A 20545-nucleotide genomic window follows, 5' to 3' on the forward strand; every position below is an offset into this window, starting at 1 on the left:
AGCCCCTCCGCACCATCCACCCCAGGCAGGCCCCGTTGAACGCCACAGTCCTCTGGACGATCCTGGCGATCTGCACCGCCGTTCTGCTGCCGGTCGGCGTCCTGCTGACAACCGGCACCCCGCTGCCCTGGCTGGCACCGTGCTGCACTCGGCGCCGGATGCTGGGCGTGTGCGCGCTGCTGTATTACGGGGCCACGGCGGTCACCACCGTGGCGCGCCTCGTCCACTCCGACACGGACACCCTCCTGCTCTGTACCGGCATCGGCATAGCCATGACGCACGCGGCACTGATCCTCACCACCATCGCCTCCACCGGAGAACTCCGGTCCGCTCGCGCCCTGCCGTGACCCGACAGAGCCATCCGGACCGGCGCAGCCACAAGGAGATCACCGTGCCGGAACGAGGATGGAAAGCGTGGCGCGCAGCCCGCGCCCTGCGCCGTATCGTCCATGTCCACCGCAATGACCGTGAACGCCTCGTCGTGAGCTTGCACGGAGAGATCAACCACGCCAACGCCGCACCGATCGGACAACTGCTGGCGGCGCTCCTGCAGGCTTCACCCACCGAGGCACACCTCGACTTCGCGCAGGTTCCCCGCTTGGGCACGGCGGCAGCCTCGGTGTTCTTCCCCCTGATGGCCGCCGCCCGCGCCCACCGCACTACCCTCATCGTCCACCGCGCCGACCCAACCCTACGCGCCGCGCTTCACGAACTCGGCCTGGACCGAACAGGACTGTCCTACAGCGGCGATCCCATCTGACGCCGTTCGCCGATCGGCGCGTGGGCAGCGTCTGGAGGCGCGTGACTGCCGTGTCATGATCTCGCTGGCGTCCGGCGTGGGTCCGGCGCGCGGGAGAGAGATCATGAACCTCTACCTTGCTCTGCCCCTTCTCCTCATAGCGTCGCTCATCGCCGCCGTCGGCCTCGCGGCGGTCACCCGTGGCTGGGTGCTGCCCAGGAATCGGCGCCACATCCGCAACCCTCGTCTCTATGGATGGGGCCAACTGATAGTGGCCTTCGCCCTGTGCTGGCAGCTTGTCTTCGGCATGCTGAGCCGCGATCCCGAAACCCGGGCGTGGGGCACACTGACCGGCGCGGTGATGCTTGTGGCCGGCTTCATCGTCGCGTTGACGGGCCAGCTCACGAGTAGTAGACGCACGGGCAGCAGCACGCGGTAGAGGAGCGGGGTGGCAGGGGGATCGCCAAGGCAGCGTCTGTTTGTGATCTGCTGCGCTGAGCGGCCCTTAGCCGACCTTGGCGGGGTCTGTGGAAGGTGGGCCCGTGGAGGGCCAGGTTCCGGTGAGGGAGGCACTGCGGCTGCTGGACGAGCCGAACCTGGCTGTCCGGGTGCCGGAAGGTGGCGCCTCAGGCGACACGCGATCGCGCTGAGCAGCAGTATGGAGAGCGAGGAGAACCCCGTCGTGCGGGCACGTGGGGCGCGCCGGCATCGCAGGCAGGACAGTGTCCGGCCCGTGCGCACAGCCGGTGCGGTGCTGCCTGCCGCGCCGGGTCAGCCAGGCGATGTCGGTGCTCGGGGGTCACGCGTACGGTCAGGCAGCCCCCGCCGAACTCGTCCCCGGAGCGCCATCCAGCCCGGACCGCTCGACACCACCCATCTCCTGGGTGAAGGCCAACGGGTCGCTGTCGAATCCGCGGATCATCTCGTGGAACTCCCACTCGCCGGAACTCAACCTGCTGAACTCCGCGACCGCGGTGGCGGTGGAGCCCGCAACCAGCGTGAAGTCGGCCGCCAGCAGTTCCGTGTACCCCTCAACGACCACTACGGCGGCGTTCTCGATGGCACCGAAGGTGCGACGCCCGCCGTCCTGATGAATGACCACCCCCACCACGACACGCCCGTAGGAGGACGCCAGCCGGTCGAGTTCCAGCACCATGACCTCGACGAAGCCGAAACCCTGTCCGGTCTGGCTGTGCCGGGTCATGTTGATGGTGCCGTCCGGTGATCTGCTGTCGTAGTGAACGACGTATACCGGCCGCCCGTGAAGGTCGTCCACGGAATAGGTCGCAGCGACGATGTCGAGATGCCGGGGCGGTTCCCCGAGGGGGCTGGGGTCCCACTTGAGTCTCACATCGATCTTTCGGAGCCCCTTGTTCACGCTGCTCACCGGACGCTGCCTCCCCGCTGCCGACCGCCCCGGGGCCACCTGGCCCCACCTTTCAATTATGGTCTGTGACGAGCCACTTGATACTTCGTTAACACCTCTGCGCCATGGCTGCCCAAGCATCGGCCCCGGTCGTCATTCCTTGGGGCCGACCGACCTGTGATGTCGATGGGCGGCCCCAAGAAGGCGGAGCGGGCATAGCTTGCTCAGTCTGAAGCAGCCCGCAGAGTCTCGGCCGCATGGGTCAGCCGCTCAACGATCTCTCGACACAGCCCGCCGCGCTCGACGTTGACCGAACCGGAGAGGGCGGCTGTACGGATGTCCTCTTCGATGGCGATAGCCCGGGCAAGGATGCTCTGCAGCATGTTCTCCGAGGCGAGATCGACCAAAAGGGGTCTGCCGCACGATCGGGTGACGTCTGATCTGGCTTGCCCTGTGGGGCGGGTGGGAAGGATGTCGCTGTGCCCAAGCCTTATCCGGAAGAGTTCCGCCAGGACGTCGTGCGGGTTGCGCGGAACCGTGGTCCGGGTGTGACGGTCGAGCAGGTGGCCGCCGACTTCGGAGTCCACGCGATGACGCTGTTCAAGTGGATGCGCCGGGCGGACATCGACGAGGGGACCAAGCCCGGAGTGACCGGCCAGGAGAGCGCGGAACTTCGGGAAGCGCGCCGGCGGATCAAGCTGCTGGAGCAGGAGAACGAGGTCCTGCGCCGGGCTGCGGCCTATCTGTCGCAGGCGAATCTGCCGGGAAAAGGATCTACCCGCTCGTGAAGGAGCTGGCCGTCGGCGGGGTTCCCGTCACGGTCACGTGCCGGGTCCTCCAGCTCGCCAGACAGCCCTACTACCGCTGGCTCGACAAGCCGGTGACCGACGCCTCGATCGAGCAGGCGTATCGCGCGAACGCGTTGTTCGACGCCCACCGCGAGGACCCGGAGTTCGGCTACCGCTTCCTGGCCGACGAAGCCCGTTCCGTGGGAGCCGGCATGGCGGACCGGACCGCGTGGCGGATCTGCCGGGACAACCGCTGGTGGAGCGTGTTCGGCAAGAAGCGCGGCAAGGGCAAGAAGACTGGACCACCGGTGCACGACGACCTCGTCCGCCGCGACTTCACCGCCGACCGGCCGAACCAGCTCTGGCTCACCGACATCACCGAACATCCCACGGCTGAAGGGAAGCTGTATCTCTGCGCGGTCAAGGACGTCTTCAGCAAGCGGATCGTGGGCTACTCCATCGACTCGCGGATGAAGTCCCGCCTGGCTGTCGCGGCCCTGGACAACGCGGTGGCCCGACGTGACAACGTCGCCGGGTGCGTTCTGCACAGTGATCGCGGGTCGCAATTCCGGTCCCGAAAATTCGTTCGGGCGCTAGACCGGCACCGGATCGCAGGCTCGATAGGGAGGGTCGGGGCGGCAGGCGACAACGCGGCCATGGAGTCCTTCTTCAGCCTGCTGCAGAAGAACGTCCTCGACCGCCGGAAGTGGAGCACCCGCCAGGAACTGCGGATCGCGATCGTGACCTGGATCGAGAAGACCTATCACCGACGCCGCAGGCAAGCCGCGCTCGGCCGGCTCACCCCCGTCGAGTACGAGACCGTCATGACCACACCGGCCCTCCAAGCCGCGTGACCAAACCTGTCACCCAACCCTGCACCAGACCCGAGACAGTCCCGAGCTGGGGGCGGTGGCCGTTGCGGTGTCCGGGTGGATGGTGAAGACCCGGTCGAGGCCGACGATGCGCAGGATGCGGGCGGTGTTGGCGGGAACCGCGGCCAGGGCGATCCCGCCGCTCTGTTCCATGGCCAGGTTGCGGGCGGCCAGCAGAGTCGTGATGCCGCTGGAGTCGCAGAATTCCAGCCCGGCCAGATCCAGGACCAGCAGCTCCCCGGCTTTCAGGCTGAGGTTGCCCAGTGCTGTGCGGACTTCGGGTGCCGTCGCGTAGTCGAGGTCACCGGCGATCTCCAGTACGGGACCGGTCGCGGCATCTCGGAAGCTGATCGTCAGCGCACTCATGTCAGGCGTTCACTCGCGGAGGTGGGATCGGGGATCGGAAGGAGGGCGGGCACGCCGAGGGCGAGCAGCGCGGTGTCGTCGTCGAGTCCGTCGCCGAAGCCGGCGAGGAGCCCGGTCAAGGCGGTGATCAGGTCCTGTGGGCCCGCTGGGGGCCGGGCGGCGGCGAAGGCGCGCAGGGCGTCCTCGCCGTAGAGCTCGCGGTCGGGTCCGGTGCGGGCCTCAGTCAGGCCGTCGGTGTAGAGCAGCAGCGTGTCGCCGGGGAGCAGTTGGGTGCGGGCGGGGGTGAACTGGGCCTGAGGCAGGACGCCGACGAGCATGCCGCCGGGGGTGGGCAGGTAGTCGGCGGTGCCGTCGGCGCGCTGGATCAGTGCGGAGGGGTGGCCTCCGGAGGCCAGGTCCAGGCCGACCTGGCGGTCGCCGGGTTGCAGGATGCCGAAGATGGCGGTGCAGTAGCGGGTGTCGCCACTGGTGTACCGCTCGTGCAGCACGGTGTTCAACGTGGTCAGTACGGTGACGGGGTCCGGGTCGTGCAGGGCGGCAGCCCGCAAGGTGTAACGGGTCAGGGAGGTGACGGCTGCGGCTTGGGGGCCCTTGCCGCATACATCGCCGAGGAAGAACGCCCATCGGTCGGTGTCGAGGGGGAACAGGTCGTAGAAGTCGCCGCCGAGCAGGTCCGGGGAGGCCGTGTGGTAATACGAGGCGGCTTCCAGGCCCGGAACTGTGGGCAGCGCGGCGGGCAGCAGGTTCTGCTGCAGGACGGCGAGGGCTTCCTGGAGCCGTTCGCGGTCGGCCTCCGCCTGCCGGCGCGCCTCCTCTGCTTGCTGCCGCGCCTCCTCTGCCTGCCGGCGGGCGTCTTCCGCCTGCCTGCGGGCCTCCTCGGCCGCCTGGCGGCCGCGCAGCAGCTCCTTCTCGTAGGCGCGGCGGTCGCGGGCGTCGAAGACGGTGGTGCGGATCAGCAGCGGCTCGCCGTCGTCGCTGGTCTTCACCTTCGAGGTGACCAACACCGGCATCCGCAGTTTCCCGGCGGCCTTGAGCTCCAGGGCGATACCGCTGACCTCGCCCTGCATCTGCAACATGGGGGCGAAATGCGTCTCATGGTAGAGCTTGCCGCCCACGGTGAGCAGATCGGTGAACCGCATCAGGCCCACCACCTGCCGCCGGGACAGGCCCAGCCAACCCAGCAACGTGGTGTTGATCTTCGCGATGGTGCCGTCCATCAGCGTCGACAGGTAGCCGCACGGAGCCTGCTCGTACAGCTCCTCCGCACTGTCCTCCAGCAGCGAGCTGAACACCGCGTCCGTGGCGTCCAGATCCTCCTCCCCATCCGGGTCCTGGCCTGTGCGGCACATCATGGGGCCATTTTGATGAAGTCGACGATCGCCCCCGCGGTGGCCTGCGGTGCGCTCAGCTGTGGGCAATGCCCCGTCGCCTCCAGCGTGACCAACCGGCTCCCGGGGATCGCCTCGTTGACGTAGGCACCGACCTCGCGAGGGGCGATCACGTCCTGCTTGCACTCCAGCACCAGCGTCGGCACCGTCACCGTCTTGAGGTCCTCACGACTGTCGGACAGGAACGTCGCACGGGCGAAGACCCGCGCCATGTCCGGATCGGTCGCACAGAACGACGTCGTCAGCTCCTCACCGAGCTCCGGCCGGTCCGCGTTACCCATGATTACCGGAGCCATCGCCGCCGACCAACCCAGGTAATTCGACTCCAGCGACTCCAGCAGCTCATCGATATCGTCCGCGCTGAACCCACCCCGGTAACCCTCCTCGTCGATGTAGCAAGGGGAGGGAGCCACCATCACCAGGCGCGAGAACCGCTGCGGCGTCCTGGCCGCCGCGAGCACCCCGACCATGGCACTGACCGAGTGTCCTACAAAGGTCACGTCCCGCAGATCCAGCTCCTCGCAGACCTCCAGGACGTCGCCGGCGTAGCCGTCCAGCGAGCTGTAGCGCTGCTCGTTCCACGCAGAAGGGTCCGACCGTCCGGAGCCCACATAGTCGAAGAGCACCACCCGGAAGTCCTCGGCCAGCCTCGGAAGCACCAGGCGCCACATGTTCTGGTCACAGCCGAACCCATGCGCCAGCAGGATCACCGGCCCGTCCGCACAGCCGGTGACAGTGATGTTGTTCCTGCGACGGATATCCATACCCACCAGCTTTCCATCCCCACCGGAAGCAGGGACCCGCGGGCCCCCATTGGGCCGAGGCCGTCATGAAAGCAGCTGAGCAGCAGGACCGGCAGCATCGGCGGCCTGTGCGAGGTCCTGGACGCGGGGGCTGGCCGCGGCGTGGACAGCGTCCACGATGCCCTCGATGGTCCCTCAACCGGGTGGGAACCGTTCCTGCAGTGAGGTCAGCGCCCATGCCATGGCGTACAGCATCATCGGCAAGCGGCCCTTCACCGACCTCTGCCAATGGGGCCGACATACCGCCCCGCTGAGTCTGACCGCCGAAATCCAGCACCGACTGCTACCCGCGTCCATGGCCTGAGCAGCAGCCCAGTTCCCGGTCGCCAGCGTCCTGAAGCCGGCCGAGTTCGTCGGCCGCGGAGGGCCCGCAGGTCCTCCACGGCGTTCATAGCGGGGTCGAGTTGCCCGGGTCGATCGCCGAGGTTGCCGCCGCGTGCATCGTCCTCAGAGGTGAGGACCGCCAGGGATCCGGCCGTGTAGCCGTTGCTGGCCACCAGACCTCGATGACTCCTCGGTGGCCAGGTCCCGCGACGCGGCGATCTCGGCGGGGGTGGGCGCCTGTGCCGTGCGCCCTCCCATCGCTCTGCGGTACTGCGGACGGCTGGCTACTGCCGGGTTCGGCGTCATCCGGGGACCGGCGCCGGCACCGGGTCCGGTGCGACCAGGTCGGCCCACACCTGCTTGCCTGTGCCGCGCAATGTCACGCCCCATGCCCCGGTCAGCCTCGCCACGATGCGCAGCCCGTGTCCTCCGACTCTGCCCGCCTCGGGGGACTGCTCCACCGGTCGGCGGCGGGAGTCGTCGCTCACCGCGATCCGCAGCCGACGCACGTCCAAGGCCAGGGACAGGCCGATCGGGCCGCCGACATGCCGCTGCGCGTTGGTCACCAGTTCCGAGACCACCAACGCCACCGCCGCCGGATCCGGGCGCCAGGCGGGGTCCCACCGAAAGGCCTCCACCTGTCTCTGCGCCCAACGGCGTGCCGTACTGACGTCGCCGCTGTGCCGCAGGGCCGCCATGAACCTCTCCGTCATTGCCGATCACCGCCATCCTCTCTGCACGCCCGCACCGTCGCCGCGCCGGCGTAGCCACACGCGCCCTGTCCGGCGCCTTCCCGCTGTCGGCTGTCCTGTGCCCCTGGACCTTGAGCTCGTGGCACCGAAATTCGGGCGATCTCACCTCGGCCAAGAGTGCCGTAGCAAGTCGGCCGGTTCGGCTCATGCACGGGCAGCACCGAGAAACCCCTGACGCAAAGTTCGGGAAGTCGAAGGTGGTATTGCTCATTGAGAACCGGCGGACGGCGGGGGCGGGCGGGGCGGGTGGAGGTTGCCCACGGATCAGTTCCGCAACGTCCCGCCCCCGGCGTCTGTCGCCTACCCCTGGAGCACCGCCGCGACTCGTATCCGATCGGACTCCACCTTGCGGGCCCGAGCGATCCTGGGTGGGCAGACGTAAGTCAGGCCCCCGGCGGCGAATGGGTGCCGGGGGCCTGACGAGGTGCGTTGTGCCGCGGTGCGGCCGCTACCAGCGGTACCAGCGACTGCGGCCGCCGCCGGAGTGCGTGCCGCGCATGACGAAGCCCAGCAGCCAGACCACCAGCACGACGACGGCGACCCACCAAAGGATCTTCAACGCGAAGCCGGCACCGAACAGAATCAGCGCGAGCAGTAGAACCAGAAGCAACGGACCCATGGTTATCAACCTCCTGACCAGCGGATACCCCAGGTTGCATCGCTCATTCACGCGATTTTCCGCCGGTCGCTGCAAGTAGGCGCCCGCACGCCGGCCTGTGGGCGCGCTGCCCCCGAGAAGGGGCGCAAACGGCAGGTATCGACCTGGGTGGGCTGGGTAGGCGGCCGGATGCACCACCCGCACCGATCTTGGAGGAAACCTCATGGGAGCTGGAGACAAGGCCGAGAACATCGCGGACAAGGCCAAGGGAAAGATCAAGGAAACCGTCGGCAAGACCGTTGGCAACGAACGCCTCGAAGCCGAAGGTAAGGCCGACCAGGCCAAGGGTGATGCCAAGCAGGCCGGCGAGCACATCAAGGACGCCTTCAAGCGCTGACCGCCGGCACTCTCACGCCCCCGGGGCCGCAGCCGATCACAGCTGCGGCCCCCGCCCTGTCCGGACCCACGCCGGGCCTGATCAGAACGGCGCCGGGATGAGAACAGTCCGCACCGTCCCGGCTGCCGACGGGGGCGCCGCCGCGGGGAGATGACCACGGCACGCGCTGCTGTGCCGCCCCGCGGTGGCCTTAAGGACGTGCAGGTTGCCGGGCGGCATCGCAGGCCGGTGGTCTGAGGAGTGCGCCGATCGTTGTGCACCGATTGTCCACCGCCGATGAGCGCCGGGTCACGCCTCGGACCGGAGAGGTGGAGCACATCCCTCGCGATCTCCTACAGCGACCAGGATGTGGTCGAGTTCCTGCGCCGAGTGGGCCACCGCTTCGTAGGCCCGGCGGATCCTGCCCCGGGCTGAGGCATCGGGATGACACACGGGGTCTCGCGCGTCGTGGTGTCCCGTGCGGCGACCCGTGCGGGCGTAGGAAGGAGCGGGGTCGGCCGGGGGCGGCGAAGTCTCGGTCGGCCCCCTTCGGCCACACGTTTCAAGGAGACCGTGCCATGACGACCGCACGCGACATCATGACGCCCGGTGCCGCGTACATCCGGGCGGATGAGACGATCCTGCGGGCCGCACAGAAGATGACGGAGCTGGGTGTCGGCGCGCTGCCGATCTGCGGGACCCACAACCGGGTGATGGGCATGCTCACCGACCGGGACATCGTGGTGAAGGTCCTGGGTGCGAGCAAGGATCCCGCCACCGTCAGGGCCGGCGACCTCGCCCAGGACGAGCCCGTCACGATCGGTGCCGATGACGACGCCGCCGAGATCATCCGGACGATGACCTCCCACCAAGTGCGACGCCTGCCCGTCATCGTCGGCCATGACCTGGTCGGAGTGGTCGCCCTCGCCGACGTCGCGCACGCCCTGGACGACCCGCAGGTCGCCGAACTCCTGCGAGCGCTGTCCACCGACTGAGCGGAACGACGGTTCCGGAGCCCGGGGGGTTGCGGGAAAGCCGCCCTCCGTAGCCCCGGAGCATTTCCCTGAAGGGAACCCAGCGCCGGTTCAGGTGGGCTGCCAAATCTCCGGGCCGTCGCCGCGCCATTCCACAACGCCAGGATCGTGCAGGGAGGCGTGGTCCGCGTTCAGCCCGGCCAGACAGGCCAGTTTCACCACGTCGGCGGGCACCACCGCCCGGCCGACGAGCGCACCGTCCACAGTCACCCGCCGCTCCCCGTCCAGCATCGGATGCACCACGACCCGCGCCTGCTGATCCATGCCCCACACCCCCTGCCACCCCGCACCACCTCCCGCATCGGGGAGGCTACGGCCCGAACATGCCACACGCCCGTCCTTCGAACGCATGACTCGCCGGGTGAACCCCTAGGGCCGAAGTCGCGGCTCCTTGAGCTGACGAACCATCAGAACGTTGACAACCTGTTCCGGGTTGCATTCGAAATCTGAGTCTGCGACCGTCACTCACACAACTCGTCGCCCACACAGCACAGTTCGGCGGGCGGCGCCGACGCCAGCGGCAGCCACGCTCCTGCCCGGCGCCAGGTGTACCGCGCCAGCACCCACCCCTCTCATCGCCTGTCCCGCGAGTCTGTCCGGCCGGCCCATTGCGGGGCACCGACCACTTCCGCATGAACAACTTCGGAGATCAGGCACCATGAAACGCACGCGCAGCCTCGCCGTGAGCACAGCCCTCCTCGTGACCACCGCCCCATTGGGCCTGTTCATGATGGGAACCGGTGCGGCGCAGGCCGCGACCGGCACGTACTTCGTGAGCGCCAACGGCTCCGACAGCAATCCGGGCACATCCCCCCAGGCGGCCTTCCGGACGATCCAGAAGGCCGCGGACAGCGCGGGCCCCGGCGACACCGTCTCGATCATGAACGGCACCTACTCGGAGCGCACGAAAGGCTCCAACGTCATATCGCTGACCCGGTCAGGCAAGCCCGGCGCGCCCATCACGTTCGCCGCTTACCCCGGCCACCACCCGGTCATCCACGCCGTTCGTGCGTGGAACGCGATCGCCGTCAACGGCGCTTCCTACATCACCATCAAGGGCCTGGACGTCAAGGGGAACAACGACACCCTCACCCTGACCGCGGCCGAGCACGGGGCCAGCAAGACGGACCCCACGTTCAACACCAACTGCATCTCGGTGGAGAAGAACCGCAGCACGGGAGCCGGGTCCCACCACATCCAGGTGATCGGCAACGAGGTCCACGGCTGCGCGGGCGGCGGCATCAGCGCGATCGATGCCGACTACATGACGATCTCCGACAACCACGTCTACGCCAACTCGTGGTACACCGTCTACGCGACCAGCGGCATCTCCATCCTCACGCCACGCGACGTCGGCGCCGGCGACGCCAAGGTGTACAAGATCCGCATTACCGGCAACCGCGTCCACGACAACGAGACCAAGATCAAATGGGAGAAGTGCGGCTGCTACTCGGACGGCAACGGCATCATCATCGACACCCTCAAGGGCGACGCTGACTCTCCCGCCTACCGCGGGCGCGTGCTGGTCGCCGACAACGTGTCGTACGACAACGGCGGCTCGGGCATCCACTCCTACAAGAGCCAGCACGTCGACATCGTCCACAACACGGCCTACAAGAACGGCCGCAGCACCCGCATGGACAGCTACGCCAACATCTTCGCGCACGAGAGCACCGATGTGCGGCTGCTGAACAACATTGCCTATGGACGACCAGGTCAGGCCACGAACAGCAAGTACCGCAACGTTGATGTCACCTATGACTACAACGTCTACTTCGGCGGCAAGGCCCCCGAGGTCAAGGGCGCCCATGACCTCATCACTGATCCGAAGTTCGTCAACGCCGGCACCCAGGCCACTGCGGACTTCCGGTTGAGCCCGGGCTCCCCCGCCATCGGCTCGGGCGTCCCCTTCGCCGCCGTGAACACCGACATGAACGGCTCCGACCGGACCGGCCATGCACCCGACCGCGGCGCCTACAGCTTCGGGACGAACAACGCCGGCACAGCAGCAGGCACCACCCAGCCCGGCACCCAGGGAACGACCGCCCCTGCCCAGGACAACACCTCACCCGGCACGGACGGGCCGGCGGGCGCCGACGCCACCGGAGCAGGTGCGGACGTCAACTCCGGCACGAAGGCGGACGACACGAGCACCCCGCTCGCCAAGACCGGCGGCTCCGACCCCGTTCTGCCGATCGGTGTCGGCGCAGCAGTCCTCGCCATCGGAGGAGGACTTCTCTTCATCGCCCGACGCGAGCGCGCCTGACCACCCGACACCCTCGGGCCCCGAACGTGGTGTCGGCCCCCACCCCCCGTGTGTACCCCCAGGGCCGGCACCACCGCACGCTGCACCTCCCTGCACCCGCCGCGGAACGTCCCGACAGCCCTGACAGACTTAATGCCATGGGCCCACATCAGCAGCGCAGGACGGAGATGGTCCCCGGTGAGCCGGTACCCGACCCGCCGCGCGTTGCCTGGCGCAAACAGATGAGACTGGGCGTTCTGGACGCCGCCCGCGACCTGACCTGCGAGGCAGGATGGGACCAAGTCAGCCTCTCCGCCGTCGCGGCACGCGCCCACGTCTCCCGCCCCTCCGTCTACAAAGAGTTCGGCAACCGTGCCGGCCTCGGGCGCGCTCTGGTGGTCCGCGAAACCCAGCAGTTCCTCGCTGGTGTAGCCGATACGCTCTACCCAGGCCTCCCCGACTCCCAGGACTGCCTCGAAAGCGCCATCCTGTACGTCCTCACGGAGGCAGAAACCCAACCTCTCGTAAGGGCCGTCGTAGCCGCCGCCCGCGAGGGATCTGACAGCCTGCTCCCCTACCTCACCGCCCGAGCGGACCCGATCTTCGACGCGGGACAGAGGTTGCTGCAGGATTGGCTCAGCAAGCGATATCCGGAACAACAACCAGAAGCCCTCGAGACAGCAGCCGACGTGATCGTCCGTATGGCGATCAGCCATCTCCTACTACCCGCCAACAACCCAGCCTTCACCGCCCGAAGGCTTGCCACGGCAGCGCTGAAACTACTGCATGCCCTCTGACAAGGGAATCGCCGACCGGGCAGCAGGGCGACCCAACGCGCAAAGATCTCTCTTGATCCTGCGCCAACTTGAAGTGGCTGGTCAGAGGGCTGGTGTGCCGGTCTGACGGGGTGCTCAAGCTGGTCGCGGGCGGCAGTCCGCGGAGTGGATCGTCTGTCTGCTCTCTTCAGCACTCCGGGCCCGTCACTGAAGGTGCCTGAATTTTTCCGCGGGTGCTTCCGTGACTTCGACGGCGGTGGCGTGGGAGTCTCAGCGGCCGAGACCGGACACCCCGTCACCCAGGACGCTCGCGCCCAGGAGGGGCAGCACGATCACTGTGATCACGGTGCTGTTGGTGATCACGCGCCCACGCGCTGACCCCACCGGACGCACGCGGCACCGCCCGCGCAGGCCCGGGAACAGGCGCTCGGGGAGCTGTGCCTGCTCTCGGCAGTAGCGTCGGGTTCCCGACAACCGGCGTCAGGCTGCGGTAGTCATCTGACCTGCGGATGTACCGCAGTGGCGGCGCGCGATGCGCAGCGCGTCGATGATGTTCCGGGTGCCGGTGGAGACGCACAGTGTGTAGGTGGTGTCGTCCAGCTGGCGGCGCTCTTCGGGCGTCGCGCTCTTGGCGCCTTCCGTTGCCTGCAGTTCCTCGTAGCGGTCGATCAGTTGCTGCAGCGTGGCGGGGTGAGGCATCAGCATGAGGGTGTCTCCTTCAGCGCCAGGTTTTTCGTTCTTCAGCTGCCCCGGCCAGGACGTCGACCGGGGCGGGGCAGAGGCGGTTGCCCGCACGCGTGGCCACCAGCGCTGGTGGTTCCCACGAGTGCGTAGATCCCGCATGCCGGGTACCCCGCAGGCCGGGCGACATGCGGCCCTCCAGGCCGCAGTCCCTGCGCAGAACGGTGGCCAAGAGGAACCAGATTATCTATTGCGGCCACAATACTTTTTTGCGCATCATGGAACCCGCCTTGGCCGGTGCATCGCGCAGGACGCGGGAGCCCCCGTGAGAGCTGATGGCCTGCCCGCCGGACCGGAACCGGACGGGCTCTGCGGCGGGCGAGCGCAGAAAACGAAAGAGGCGGGTGTGCGGTCCAGTGCTCCGGGTAAGTGGCGCTCAGTTGCTGGACCGACCGATGAGGATGAGGAGCAGTCATGACGATCACCACGGCAGCACAGACCACCATCACCGCTCCGACCACGACTCCTGAACCGCTGCCGTGGATCGAGGACGCGGGCAAGGTCGCCCCGGCCGACGCACGGGAGCTGTCGAGGCTGTTCTTCGACCGCTTGCAGTCGCTCGAGGAAGGCACGCGGGAGTACCAGTACGCCCGCAACACCCTCATCGAGCTGAACATCGCCGTGGTCACGTTCGTCGCGCGGCGCTTCCGCAACCGCCCGGAACCGCGCGAGGACATCATCCAGGTGGGCACGATCGGCCTGATCAAGGCCATCGACCGGTTCGAACTGAGCCGTGAGGTCGAGTTCACGACCTTCGCCATCCCCTACATCTCCGGCGAGATCAAGCGGTTCTTCCGCGACACCAGCTGGGCCGTCCACGTCCCGCGCCGCCTGCAGGAACTGCGACTCGAGCTCGCCAAGGCCGCGGAAACGCTGTCGGAGCGGCTGGAGCGGGACCCGACCGTCCCGGAACTCGCGGCTTTCCTGGAGATCACTCCGGAGGAGGTCACCGAGGGCCTGGTCGCGTCCAACGGCTACACCGCCGGAACCCTGGACCTGCCCCTCGGCGGCGACGACAGCGCCGACAACGACCGGGCCCTGGCCGATCGGATCGGCGACATCGACCCGGCCCTGGAGGGGGTGGAGAACCTCCTCGCCCTCAAGCCGCTGATCGCCGCCCTGCCCGAACGCGACCGCGCGATCCTGAACATGCGCTTCGGCCAAGAAATGACCCAGGCTCAGATCGGCGCCGAACTCGGCGTGAGTCAGATGCACGTCTCCCGCCTGCTGAACCGCACCCTCAGCCACCTGCGGGACCACCTGACGTCCACGGCGTGAGAGCGCTGCCCCAGGGCCTGGGCCGTGGCCAGCCGCAGCGACATCGGACCCATGCTCGGGGTGCGGCTGCCGTAGCACGTCCGCCATCCGGCCGACCAGGTCCAGATACTCGATGGTGTGCTCGATCTGCCGCACCGCCGGAGTCTGCTCGCGGGTCTCTTCGGGGTTCTGACCGCAGTTCCGTGAAAGGCCAGTTCATCGGCCTGCATGCAGGAGTGCCTCCTGGCGGGAAGGATCTTCGCGTGGTCCTTCGCTTGATCGAAGCTGTGCTGTTTCCCAGGGACGATCAGCGTCACCGCGCATCACCGAGTGGTTATCCGGGTCTCATGCAGAGCCGGTCAGATCCGCTTGGAGATGTCGTCGTCAGCGCTCAGGGATGCTTCAGGAACCTCAAGTAGAAGGCCGCGAACACCAGGATGATCCCGATGTTCGCCATCAGCCGTGGCCAGAGTTGATGCCTGAAGAACAGGACGTCCACGCCTACCACGACGGCCACCATGGCGGCCACGTAAAGCATGACGGTTGTCTGCCTTCCCATACGTGGACTCTACTCTTCCGGCTCTGGCTGGGCGTGGAAGTTCCGGGCGTCGTTCCGCCCCTTCAAGGCGGCCTCTGTTGAGAGCCGGCATGCCCGCAGTCAGCCGAACTCCCAGCGACCACCGGGCTGCCGCCAACCCCCTCCGATCCCTCCTGCGGCCGGTTCCGGTGACGCCCGGCCGGGTATCGTGCGCACGACGAGTTGAGAAGAACCGGGTGAAGGGAGGTCCCAGCGATGGATCCCCTCTCCTCCGCTCTGTTTCCGGTCGTCGCCGTGCTGTTCGTGGTCGCGACGGCGCTGTGGGTGCACCAAGACGCCTCGGCCCACTGCGGGCGCGGGACTCCCGTCTACTTCTCGGCAGGAAGGATCGAGGTCAGCACGCCCGCTGCCTGGGCTCTCGGCTGCCTGTTCCTGTGGATCATCTTCACGCCGCTCTACATCACCTGCCGGCGTCAGGCCGACTGATCATCTGCCGTAACCGACGACAACGCATCGAGATCGTCGCTCTGCCCTGTGCCGGCTCACCTCGGCCGGGCCCGATCCACCGCGCCGACGGCAGGGCCGCCGGTCGTACGTGACCGATCGGGCTGCGAGCGTCAGTGTCCGCGTTCATGATCGTTCACGGAATCACGGTCAGAGCCCTCTTCGGAGTTGTCGAACTGGGCCTGGTGGACGGCCATCCGCGTGGAGTCGTCCCGCATCACCGTGCGCGCGATCGCCGGGCGTCGCAGCAGGCCGGTGGCGGCCTGCCCGGCGACCTCGTCATCGCGGACCGGGTCGGTCACGGCCTGGACCTTCTCCTCGATCAGCTGGCTCACCCGATCCCACCCGAGCATCGACCACGTCCTGCACTGGTCACACTGGCGCCGCAGACGACAACACCAAGCCCGCACCAGCCAGCCACTACAAACGACACGGCCACACACCACCAGAAACTGCCCAGCTGTCAGACCAAAGACCGTTGCAGTACGTGCCCGCTGCCCAAGATCCCATCAGGCAGGTTCGCAGGCGCCGCCCCTATTGCCCGGCGTCTCGGCGCGGCGATCAACGACGTCGCGGTCCGGCCGTGCGCCGGGTGGCTGCACCACGTCCGTAATATCAACAGACAATGCCCCCGTAGTAAAAGGCGCCGTGCCGATGGGCTGGCATGACCACGATGGAGCCCACGTGAGACGTCGCGCCCTATTGGCCGCCATAGCGGGCGCGACTGCGGCAGGATGTACTGCTCAGCCGGCGCACCCCGCCGTGCCCCCCGTATCGTCTGCACCAGGAGCGCGGCCGCCGAAGGCTCCCCCTTCGGCCGCGACGCCCTCTTCGGGGGTGAGGTCCGAGCCCACTCGTGCGGCGGTGGTAGCCCGCTACGGCGCACTGAAGGCCCGGAGCTGGGGATTCGACGCTCCAGGCGTGGTGACCTCCCTGCCCGCCTCCCAGCGGGCGATCGCGTTGACCTTCGATGCCTGCGGCGGACGGGGTGGCAGCGGTTACGACCGTGACCTGATCGACTTCCTTCGGTCGCGTCGGGTGCCAGCGACGTTGTTCCTCAACTCTCGCTGGATCGACGCGAACCCGGTGGCCTTCCGCAAGTTGGCGGGTGAGCCGTTGTTCGAGATAGCCAATCACGGGACCCGGCATCCTCCCTTGTCGGTGTCCGGTCGCTCCGCCTACGGCATCCCTGGCACCCGGAGCGCTGGAGAGGTCTATGACGAGGTTGCGGGAAACCATGCCAAGCTCACCCGGCTGCTCGGCCGCGCACCGCGTTTTTTCCGCCCGGGTACCGCCTACTGCGACGACGTCGCCGCACGCATCGTGACCGCACTGCACGAGCAGGTCGTGGCGTTCACGGTCAACGGCGATGGCGGCGCGACCTTTACACCCCAGCAGGTGGACGACACCGTTCGCCGCGCCCGTCCGGGGTCGATCGTGATCGGGCACATGAATCACCCGGAGGGCGGCACCGCTGAAGGGATCGCCAGGGCAATACCCCGGCTCTTGGCGTCCGGCCACCGGTTCGTGCGCCTGTCCGACGCCCTGCACTGAAACATCCGGCACCCGCCCGCGCTCTGGTGCCATCACCGAGGACTGCCGCCGGACCGTCCGTCGAGATCATCATCGCGAGCGTCGCGACGCCCACGGGATCGCGACGATCACCGAGTATGCGACTTCCCCACAGCCTCGTCCAGGGATTGAACGAAGGCAGTGTTCCACCTGGACGAGGGTCATGACCGCAGCAGGGGGTCACGGATAGGGCGCCCGCTGTGCGACCCCGGCGAAAGCCGGTGCCGCACAGCGGGCGCACAACCTGGACGGGTCGGGTTGTCGGCGCCGTCGACCGGTCAGCCGATGAGGGCGTTGTACATCTGCCAACCGGTGGTGACGAGCGACCGTGCGGCGAAGGGGGCTGCCGCGTTGCCGGTGCCGCGGTAGAGCCACAGACGGCCGGTCGTGTCGCGGGCGAGCAGGTCTGCCTTGCCGTCGTTGGTCAGGTCGGATGTACCGACGATGAGGTTGTGCATCTGCCAGCCGGTGCCGATCTTGAGGCGGGCGGCCCAGGGCGCCGCGGGGTTGCCAGTACCGCGGTAGAGCCACAGGCCGCCTGTGGTGTCGCGCGCGATCAGATCGGTTTTTCCGTCGCCGGTCAGGTCGCCTCCTCCGACCAGCATGTTGTGCATCTGCCAGCCGGTGCCGATCTTGAGGCGGGTGGTGAAGGGGGCTGCGGGGTTGCCGGTGCCGCGGTAGAGATAGAGGATGCCGGCGGTGTCCCGTGCGATCAGGTCCGGCTTGCCGTCCCCGGACACATCACCCACGCCGATGAGGGCGTTGTAGATCTGCCAGCCGGTCCCGGCCTTGACCCGTGTGGCGAAGGGGGCTGCGATGTTGCCGGTGGCCTTGTAGTACCAGAGCGTGCCCGACGGCTCGCGGGCGATCAGGTCGCCGGTGCCGTTGGCGTGGAATCCGGACAGGTCGATCAGGGCGTTGTAGCCCTGCCAGCCGGCGCTGAGACGGTAGCGGTACAGGAAGGGGGTCGTGGCGCTGCCGCTGCCCTGGTACTGCCACAGCACGCCGGACTTGTCGAGTGCGACCAGGTCGGAACGAGTGGCGCTGTTGGACGGTCGGGTGCTGTTGATCTGTTGCACGTCGTCGGCGCGGACCCAGGCGAGTCGGTGGTTGTAGCGGATCGGGATGAACTTGGTGGTTCCGGTGATCAGGGTGTGGTCGCCGGGGGCGCTGTTGTCGAAGTTCATGGCGTAGAAGTAGTCCCCGGCCACGGTCGGCCCGCCGGGCACGTAGACCTGCCCCGCCTTGATGCTGTACTTCGTCAGCGCCTTGTCGGTGTCCGCCTGGACGGGCACCTGGGTGCCGGTGTAGTCGGCCGTCCGCGGATAGGCCCTGCCGTACACGGGAATCGAGGCGAGCCCCGCCTTCGGGGTGACGACCGGCTGCGTGCTCGTGCCGACGGGGGCGGTCAGCTGGCCGCCGGGGTTGTAGAACCAGCCTTGCCGACCGCCGTACCAGATCGCCGTCCAGTCACCCTTCACCGCCGCGACCACGTAGTGGCCGCCGGTGACGGCCTTGGCGGCCCAGTCCGGCCCCTGCGTGCTGCCCGCGGCTCCGGCCCGCAGATACGGATCCGAGATCAGTGGCGAGCTGGTGGAGGCATCGGAGTAGAGGTAGAGGAAGTTCGCCGGGCGCGGGGTCTGCGTCGCGCAGGTGGGGGAGCAGTACACGATGGCCGGCTGGTTGGCCGTGGTGAACGGCGGCGCGATGGTGATCTCCTGGCCGGCCAGGACGGGGCTGCCCCCGCCGCCGTCGCCGGTCGGCGCGCCCATCAGGGAGAAGTAGTGGTTCCAGTCCCAGTAGGGGCCCGGGTCCCAGTGCATGCCGGCGACGTTGGCGTCGAGCGGGCCGGGTACCTCGTCGTGGCCGATGATGTGCTCGCGGTCCAGTGGAATGCCGAAGCGGGTCGCGAGGTACTTCACCAGCGCCGCCGACGACTCATACTGCGATTCGCTGTACCAGGACCCCGCCTTGATCGCGAAGCCCTCATGCTCGATACCGATCGAATGCATGTTGAGGGTCTTGTTACCCGCCTGCCAGGCAGTGTCCTTGGTCGGCACCAGCTGGGTGACCAGACCGTCCGAGGCACGGATCAGGTAATGCGCGCTGGCGGACTTCGCCGGGTTCTGAAAGACACTCAGGGAACCTTCGTAGCCGCCCTCGGTGTCATGGATGACGATGTAGCGAATGTCGACACCGTCGGCCGGCCGGTTCGTCACGTCGTAGTTGCCGTAGTCAGCCGGATCCGTGCTGTTCTGCTTGTACGCCGCGGGCCGGAAATCGCAGTTCAGGCCCGCCGGGCACTCGGGTGTCGGAGCGGCGGCCGTGCTGGCGAACGTCGCGGCCAGCTTCATCTTCGCCGGCTTCACGGGGGTCACCGACGGGTCGGCGGGCAGGGTGACTCGTTGCCCATCGGCGGTGACCCGGCTGCCGCCGCGGTTGATGGTCTGGAAGACGCGCTGGGTGAACAGCTGGGCGCCCTTGGCGTCCGGCGCCTGGCTGTAGCGGGCCACAGCCGCGTACCACTGGCCCGCATCCTCGGGCAGCGAACCCGTCGCTTCCTTCTCATACTCGGCCAGCAGCGCCGCCCCGCCCCTGACGCTCTCCTCGCGATCGGTACGCAGCGAGCCGGCCGTCGCACCGGTCAGCTCGGCCGCCGCATCCAGCGTGTGCAGGCGAGGGTCGGAGGTCTCGGCCTGGCCGTCGTCGCCCTGCAGCGCCCGGGTGGGGTTGAACTTCTTCATCCGGGCGGGATCGCCACTCATGTTGAGATGCGACAGCCGCTCCGCCCGGGTCGGCTCCACGACGTCCTTGGGCGTGACCTGGGTCAGGCCCATGACGTTGTAGTTCCCGGCCGTACTGGGCTGGCCCTGGTGCGTCTCCCACCGGGTCAAATGGTACGAGACCGCCATCAGCACGCTCTGCGGTACGTGAAACTCCTGCGCGGCGTCAGCGAACTCCCGCTCCAGTCCGGCCGCCGGATCCAGCACGGGAGCGGCACTGCCGGACGGATCCGCCAGCGCGAACGTCCCGATGGCCGCCACGGATCCCGCGATGAGCGTGGCCGCTATGCCGATCGGCAGAAACTTCCCCGACCGGCGATGTCTACGAGTCAACGACCTGCCTCGATCTTCCGGCGCGCCCAGGCGCCCTGTGTGTCATGTCAAAGACAGGCAGACGCTAGCAGCGAGAACGCGGGATGAGACCAACAAGATCTGGTGGGGGCCAGGTCGCGCGGTAACCGGCAGCTACTGCGGGTAGCCGCAGTGTCGGTTCGACAGTCGTGGTGTCCGATTCGGTACTGATCGTTCCCTGATCCGCCTGCCGCAAGGGTCGGTTCCAGTAGCTGAGTAAAGATTCCGTATGTGCGGGTCCCGTAAAGATCAACAAGTCCGCTTTGGGAGCACGAAGCATCTTTTTGGCCTCGCTACGGTTCGCCTGAGTGGCTCAAGTCATGGGCCCGGAACAGACTGTAGGGACATATGAGAGCCAGAGGGATAAGGGCT

At 67.8% G+C, this 20545-nt stretch carries 23 protein-coding genes; 11 read left to right on the plus strand and 12 right to left on the minus strand.

The window, feature by feature from the left end; all coding sequences use genetic code 11:
- Positions 1–35 precede the first annotated feature (35 nt).
- From LNW73_RS23280 to LNW73_RS23290, 3 genes are all read left to right on the plus strand, one after another.
- Positions 36–347: a hypothetical protein gene (locus LNW73_RS23280; RefSeq protein WP_250991227.1), complete on the plus strand. Its 312-nt coding sequence runs from the start codon at positions 36–38 to the stop codon at positions 345–347.
- Positions 344–760 (plus strand): STAS domain-containing protein, encoded by a 417-nt coding sequence (locus LNW73_RS23285; protein WP_250991228.1) that lies wholly within the window; start codon positions 344–346, stop codon positions 758–760. The genes LNW73_RS23280 and LNW73_RS23285 overlap by 4 nt, the downstream gene beginning before the upstream one ends.
- A gap of 103 nt (positions 761–863) precedes the next feature.
- A complete protein-coding gene (locus LNW73_RS23290; protein ID WP_250991229.1) occupies positions 864–1178 on the plus strand; it encodes a hypothetical protein in 315 nt (104 codons plus the stop codon).
- Positions 1179–1550: 372 nt separating this feature from the next.
- Here LNW73_RS23290 and LNW73_RS23295 read toward each other — a convergent pair whose 3' ends face one another.
- Both LNW73_RS23295 and LNW73_RS36445 read right to left on the minus strand, forming a co-directional pair.
- Entirely contained in the window at positions 1551–2165 is a 615-nt protein-coding gene (locus LNW73_RS23295) for a TerD family protein (RefSeq protein WP_374118166.1), read from the minus strand.
- Between the two features lie 164 nt (positions 2166–2329).
- A complete protein-coding gene (locus LNW73_RS36445; RefSeq protein ID WP_250993138.1) occupies positions 2330–2692 on the minus strand; it encodes a hypothetical protein in 363 nt (120 codons plus the stop codon).
- On the opposite strand from LNW73_RS36445, the gene LNW73_RS23305 reads away from it, so the two are divergent.
- Positions 2585–3747, plus strand: a protein-coding gene (locus LNW73_RS23305; protein WP_164294620.1) for an IS3 family transposase whose coding sequence is annotated in 2 segments (ribosomal slippage) — positions 2585–2869 and positions 2872–3747 — 1161 coding nt in all. Because the reading frame shifts where the segments join, the coding sequence is not laid out codon by codon here. The two genes, LNW73_RS36445 and LNW73_RS23305, sit on opposite strands and share 108 nt — an antisense overlap.
- 9 nt (positions 3748–3756) lie before the next feature.
- Here the strand turns inward: LNW73_RS23305 and LNW73_RS23310 are convergent.
- From LNW73_RS23310 to LNW73_RS23330, 5 genes are all read right to left on the minus strand, one after another.
- Entirely contained in the window at positions 3757–4131 is a 375-nt protein-coding gene (locus LNW73_RS23310) for an STAS domain-containing protein (RefSeq protein WP_250991230.1), read from the minus strand.
- Positions 4128–5480, minus strand: a complete 1353-nt coding sequence (locus LNW73_RS23315) for a PP2C family protein-serine/threonine phosphatase (protein WP_250993018.1) — start codon at positions 5478–5480, stop codon at positions 4128–4130. Before LNW73_RS23315 ends, LNW73_RS23310 begins: the two co-directional genes overlap by 4 nt.
- Complete coding sequence (locus LNW73_RS23320) at positions 5480–6283, minus strand: alpha/beta fold hydrolase (RefSeq protein ID WP_250991231.1); 804 nt, start codon at positions 6281–6283, stop codon at positions 5480–5482. Before LNW73_RS23320 ends, LNW73_RS23315 begins: the two co-directional genes overlap by 1 nt.
- Before the next feature lie 665 nt (positions 6284–6948).
- Positions 6949–7359, minus strand: a complete 411-nt coding sequence (locus tag LNW73_RS23325) for an ATP-binding protein (RefSeq protein ID WP_250991232.1) — start codon at positions 7357–7359, stop codon at positions 6949–6951.
- 487 nt (positions 7360–7846) lie between these two features.
- Positions 7847–8017, minus strand: a complete 171-nt coding sequence (locus LNW73_RS23330) for a hydrophobic protein (RefSeq protein ID WP_250988917.1) — start codon at positions 8015–8017, stop codon at positions 7847–7849.
- 202 nt (positions 8018–8219) lie between these two features.
- On the opposite strand from LNW73_RS23330, the gene LNW73_RS23335 reads away from it, so the two are divergent.
- Both LNW73_RS23335 and LNW73_RS23340 read left to right on the plus strand, forming a co-directional pair.
- Positions 8220–8393, plus strand: coding sequence for a CsbD family protein (locus tag LNW73_RS23335; RefSeq protein WP_250991233.1), 174 nt, complete (start codon positions 8220–8222; stop codon positions 8391–8393).
- A gap of 557 nt (positions 8394–8950) precedes the next feature.
- Positions 8951–9367, plus strand: a complete 417-nt coding sequence (locus LNW73_RS23340) for a CBS domain-containing protein (protein WP_250991234.1) — start codon at positions 8951–8953, stop codon at positions 9365–9367.
- Between the two features lie 90 nt (positions 9368–9457).
- Here the strand turns inward: LNW73_RS23340 and LNW73_RS23345 are convergent, their stop codons facing one another.
- The gene (locus tag LNW73_RS23345; RefSeq protein ID WP_250991235.1) at positions 9458–9670 is read right to left on the minus strand and encodes a hypothetical protein; all 213 of its coding nucleotides are present in this window, start codon (positions 9668–9670) and stop codon (positions 9458–9460) included.
- Between the two features lie 394 nt (positions 9671–10064).
- Between LNW73_RS23345 and LNW73_RS23350 the strand changes: the two genes are divergently transcribed.
- Positions 10065–11672, plus strand: coding sequence for a right-handed parallel beta-helix repeat-containing protein (locus LNW73_RS23350; protein WP_250991236.1), 1608 nt, complete (start codon positions 10065–10067; stop codon positions 11670–11672).
- A gap of 137 nt (positions 11673–11809) precedes the next feature.
- Positions 11810–12448, plus strand: a complete 639-nt coding sequence (locus LNW73_RS23355) for a TetR family transcriptional regulator (RefSeq protein WP_250991237.1) — start codon at positions 11810–11812, stop codon at positions 12446–12448.
- A 459-nt stretch (positions 12449–12907) separates the two neighbouring features.
- Here LNW73_RS23355 and LNW73_RS23360 read toward each other — a convergent pair whose 3' ends face one another.
- Positions 12908–13132 carry a DUF5133 domain-containing protein gene (locus tag LNW73_RS23360; RefSeq protein WP_250991238.1) on the minus strand — a complete coding sequence of 75 codons (225 nt, stop codon included), beginning with the start codon at positions 13130–13132 and terminating at the stop codon, positions 12908–12910.
- Between the two features lie 450 nt (positions 13133–13582).
- On the opposite strand from LNW73_RS23360, the gene LNW73_RS23365 reads away from it, so the two are divergent.
- Positions 13583–14446, plus strand: coding sequence for an RNA polymerase sigma factor SigF (locus LNW73_RS23365; RefSeq protein WP_250991239.1), 864 nt, complete (start codon positions 13583–13585; stop codon positions 14444–14446).
- Positions 14447–14816: 370 nt separating this feature from the next.
- Here the strand turns inward: LNW73_RS23365 and LNW73_RS23370 are convergent, their stop codons facing one another.
- Positions 14817–14984, minus strand: coding sequence for a hypothetical protein (locus tag LNW73_RS23370; RefSeq protein WP_250991240.1), 168 nt, complete (start codon positions 14982–14984; stop codon positions 14817–14819).
- Positions 14985–15218: 234 nt separating this feature from the next.
- Between LNW73_RS23370 and LNW73_RS23375 the strand changes: the two genes are divergently transcribed.
- Positions 15219–15449, plus strand: coding sequence for a hypothetical protein (locus LNW73_RS23375; protein ID WP_250991241.1), 231 nt, complete (start codon positions 15219–15221; stop codon positions 15447–15449).
- Positions 15450–15580: 131 nt separating this feature from the next.
- Here the strand turns inward: LNW73_RS23375 and LNW73_RS23380 are convergent, their stop codons facing one another.
- Positions 15581–15820, minus strand: a complete 240-nt coding sequence (locus LNW73_RS23380; RefSeq protein WP_250991242.1) for a DUF6192 family protein — start codon at positions 15818–15820, stop codon at positions 15581–15583.
- A gap of 568 nt (positions 15821–16388) precedes the next feature.
- On the opposite strand from LNW73_RS23380, the gene LNW73_RS23385 reads away from it, so the two are divergent.
- A complete protein-coding gene (locus tag LNW73_RS23385; protein WP_250975637.1) occupies positions 16389–17021 on the plus strand; it encodes a polysaccharide deacetylase family protein in 633 nt (210 codons plus the stop codon).
- Positions 17022–17317: 296 nt separating this feature from the next.
- Here the strand turns inward: LNW73_RS23385 and LNW73_RS23390 are convergent, their stop codons facing one another.
- Positions 17318–20083 carry an N-acetylmuramoyl-L-alanine amidase gene (locus LNW73_RS23390; RefSeq protein WP_250991243.1) on the minus strand — a complete coding sequence of 922 codons (2766 nt, stop codon included), beginning with the start codon at positions 20081–20083 and terminating at the stop codon, positions 17318–17320.
- Between the last annotated feature and the right edge of the window lie 462 nt (positions 20084–20545).

Source organism: Streptomyces sp. RKAG337 (assembly GCF_023701715.1).
Classification (GTDB): Bacteria; Actinomycetota; Actinomycetes; order Streptomycetales; family Streptomycetaceae; genus Actinacidiphila.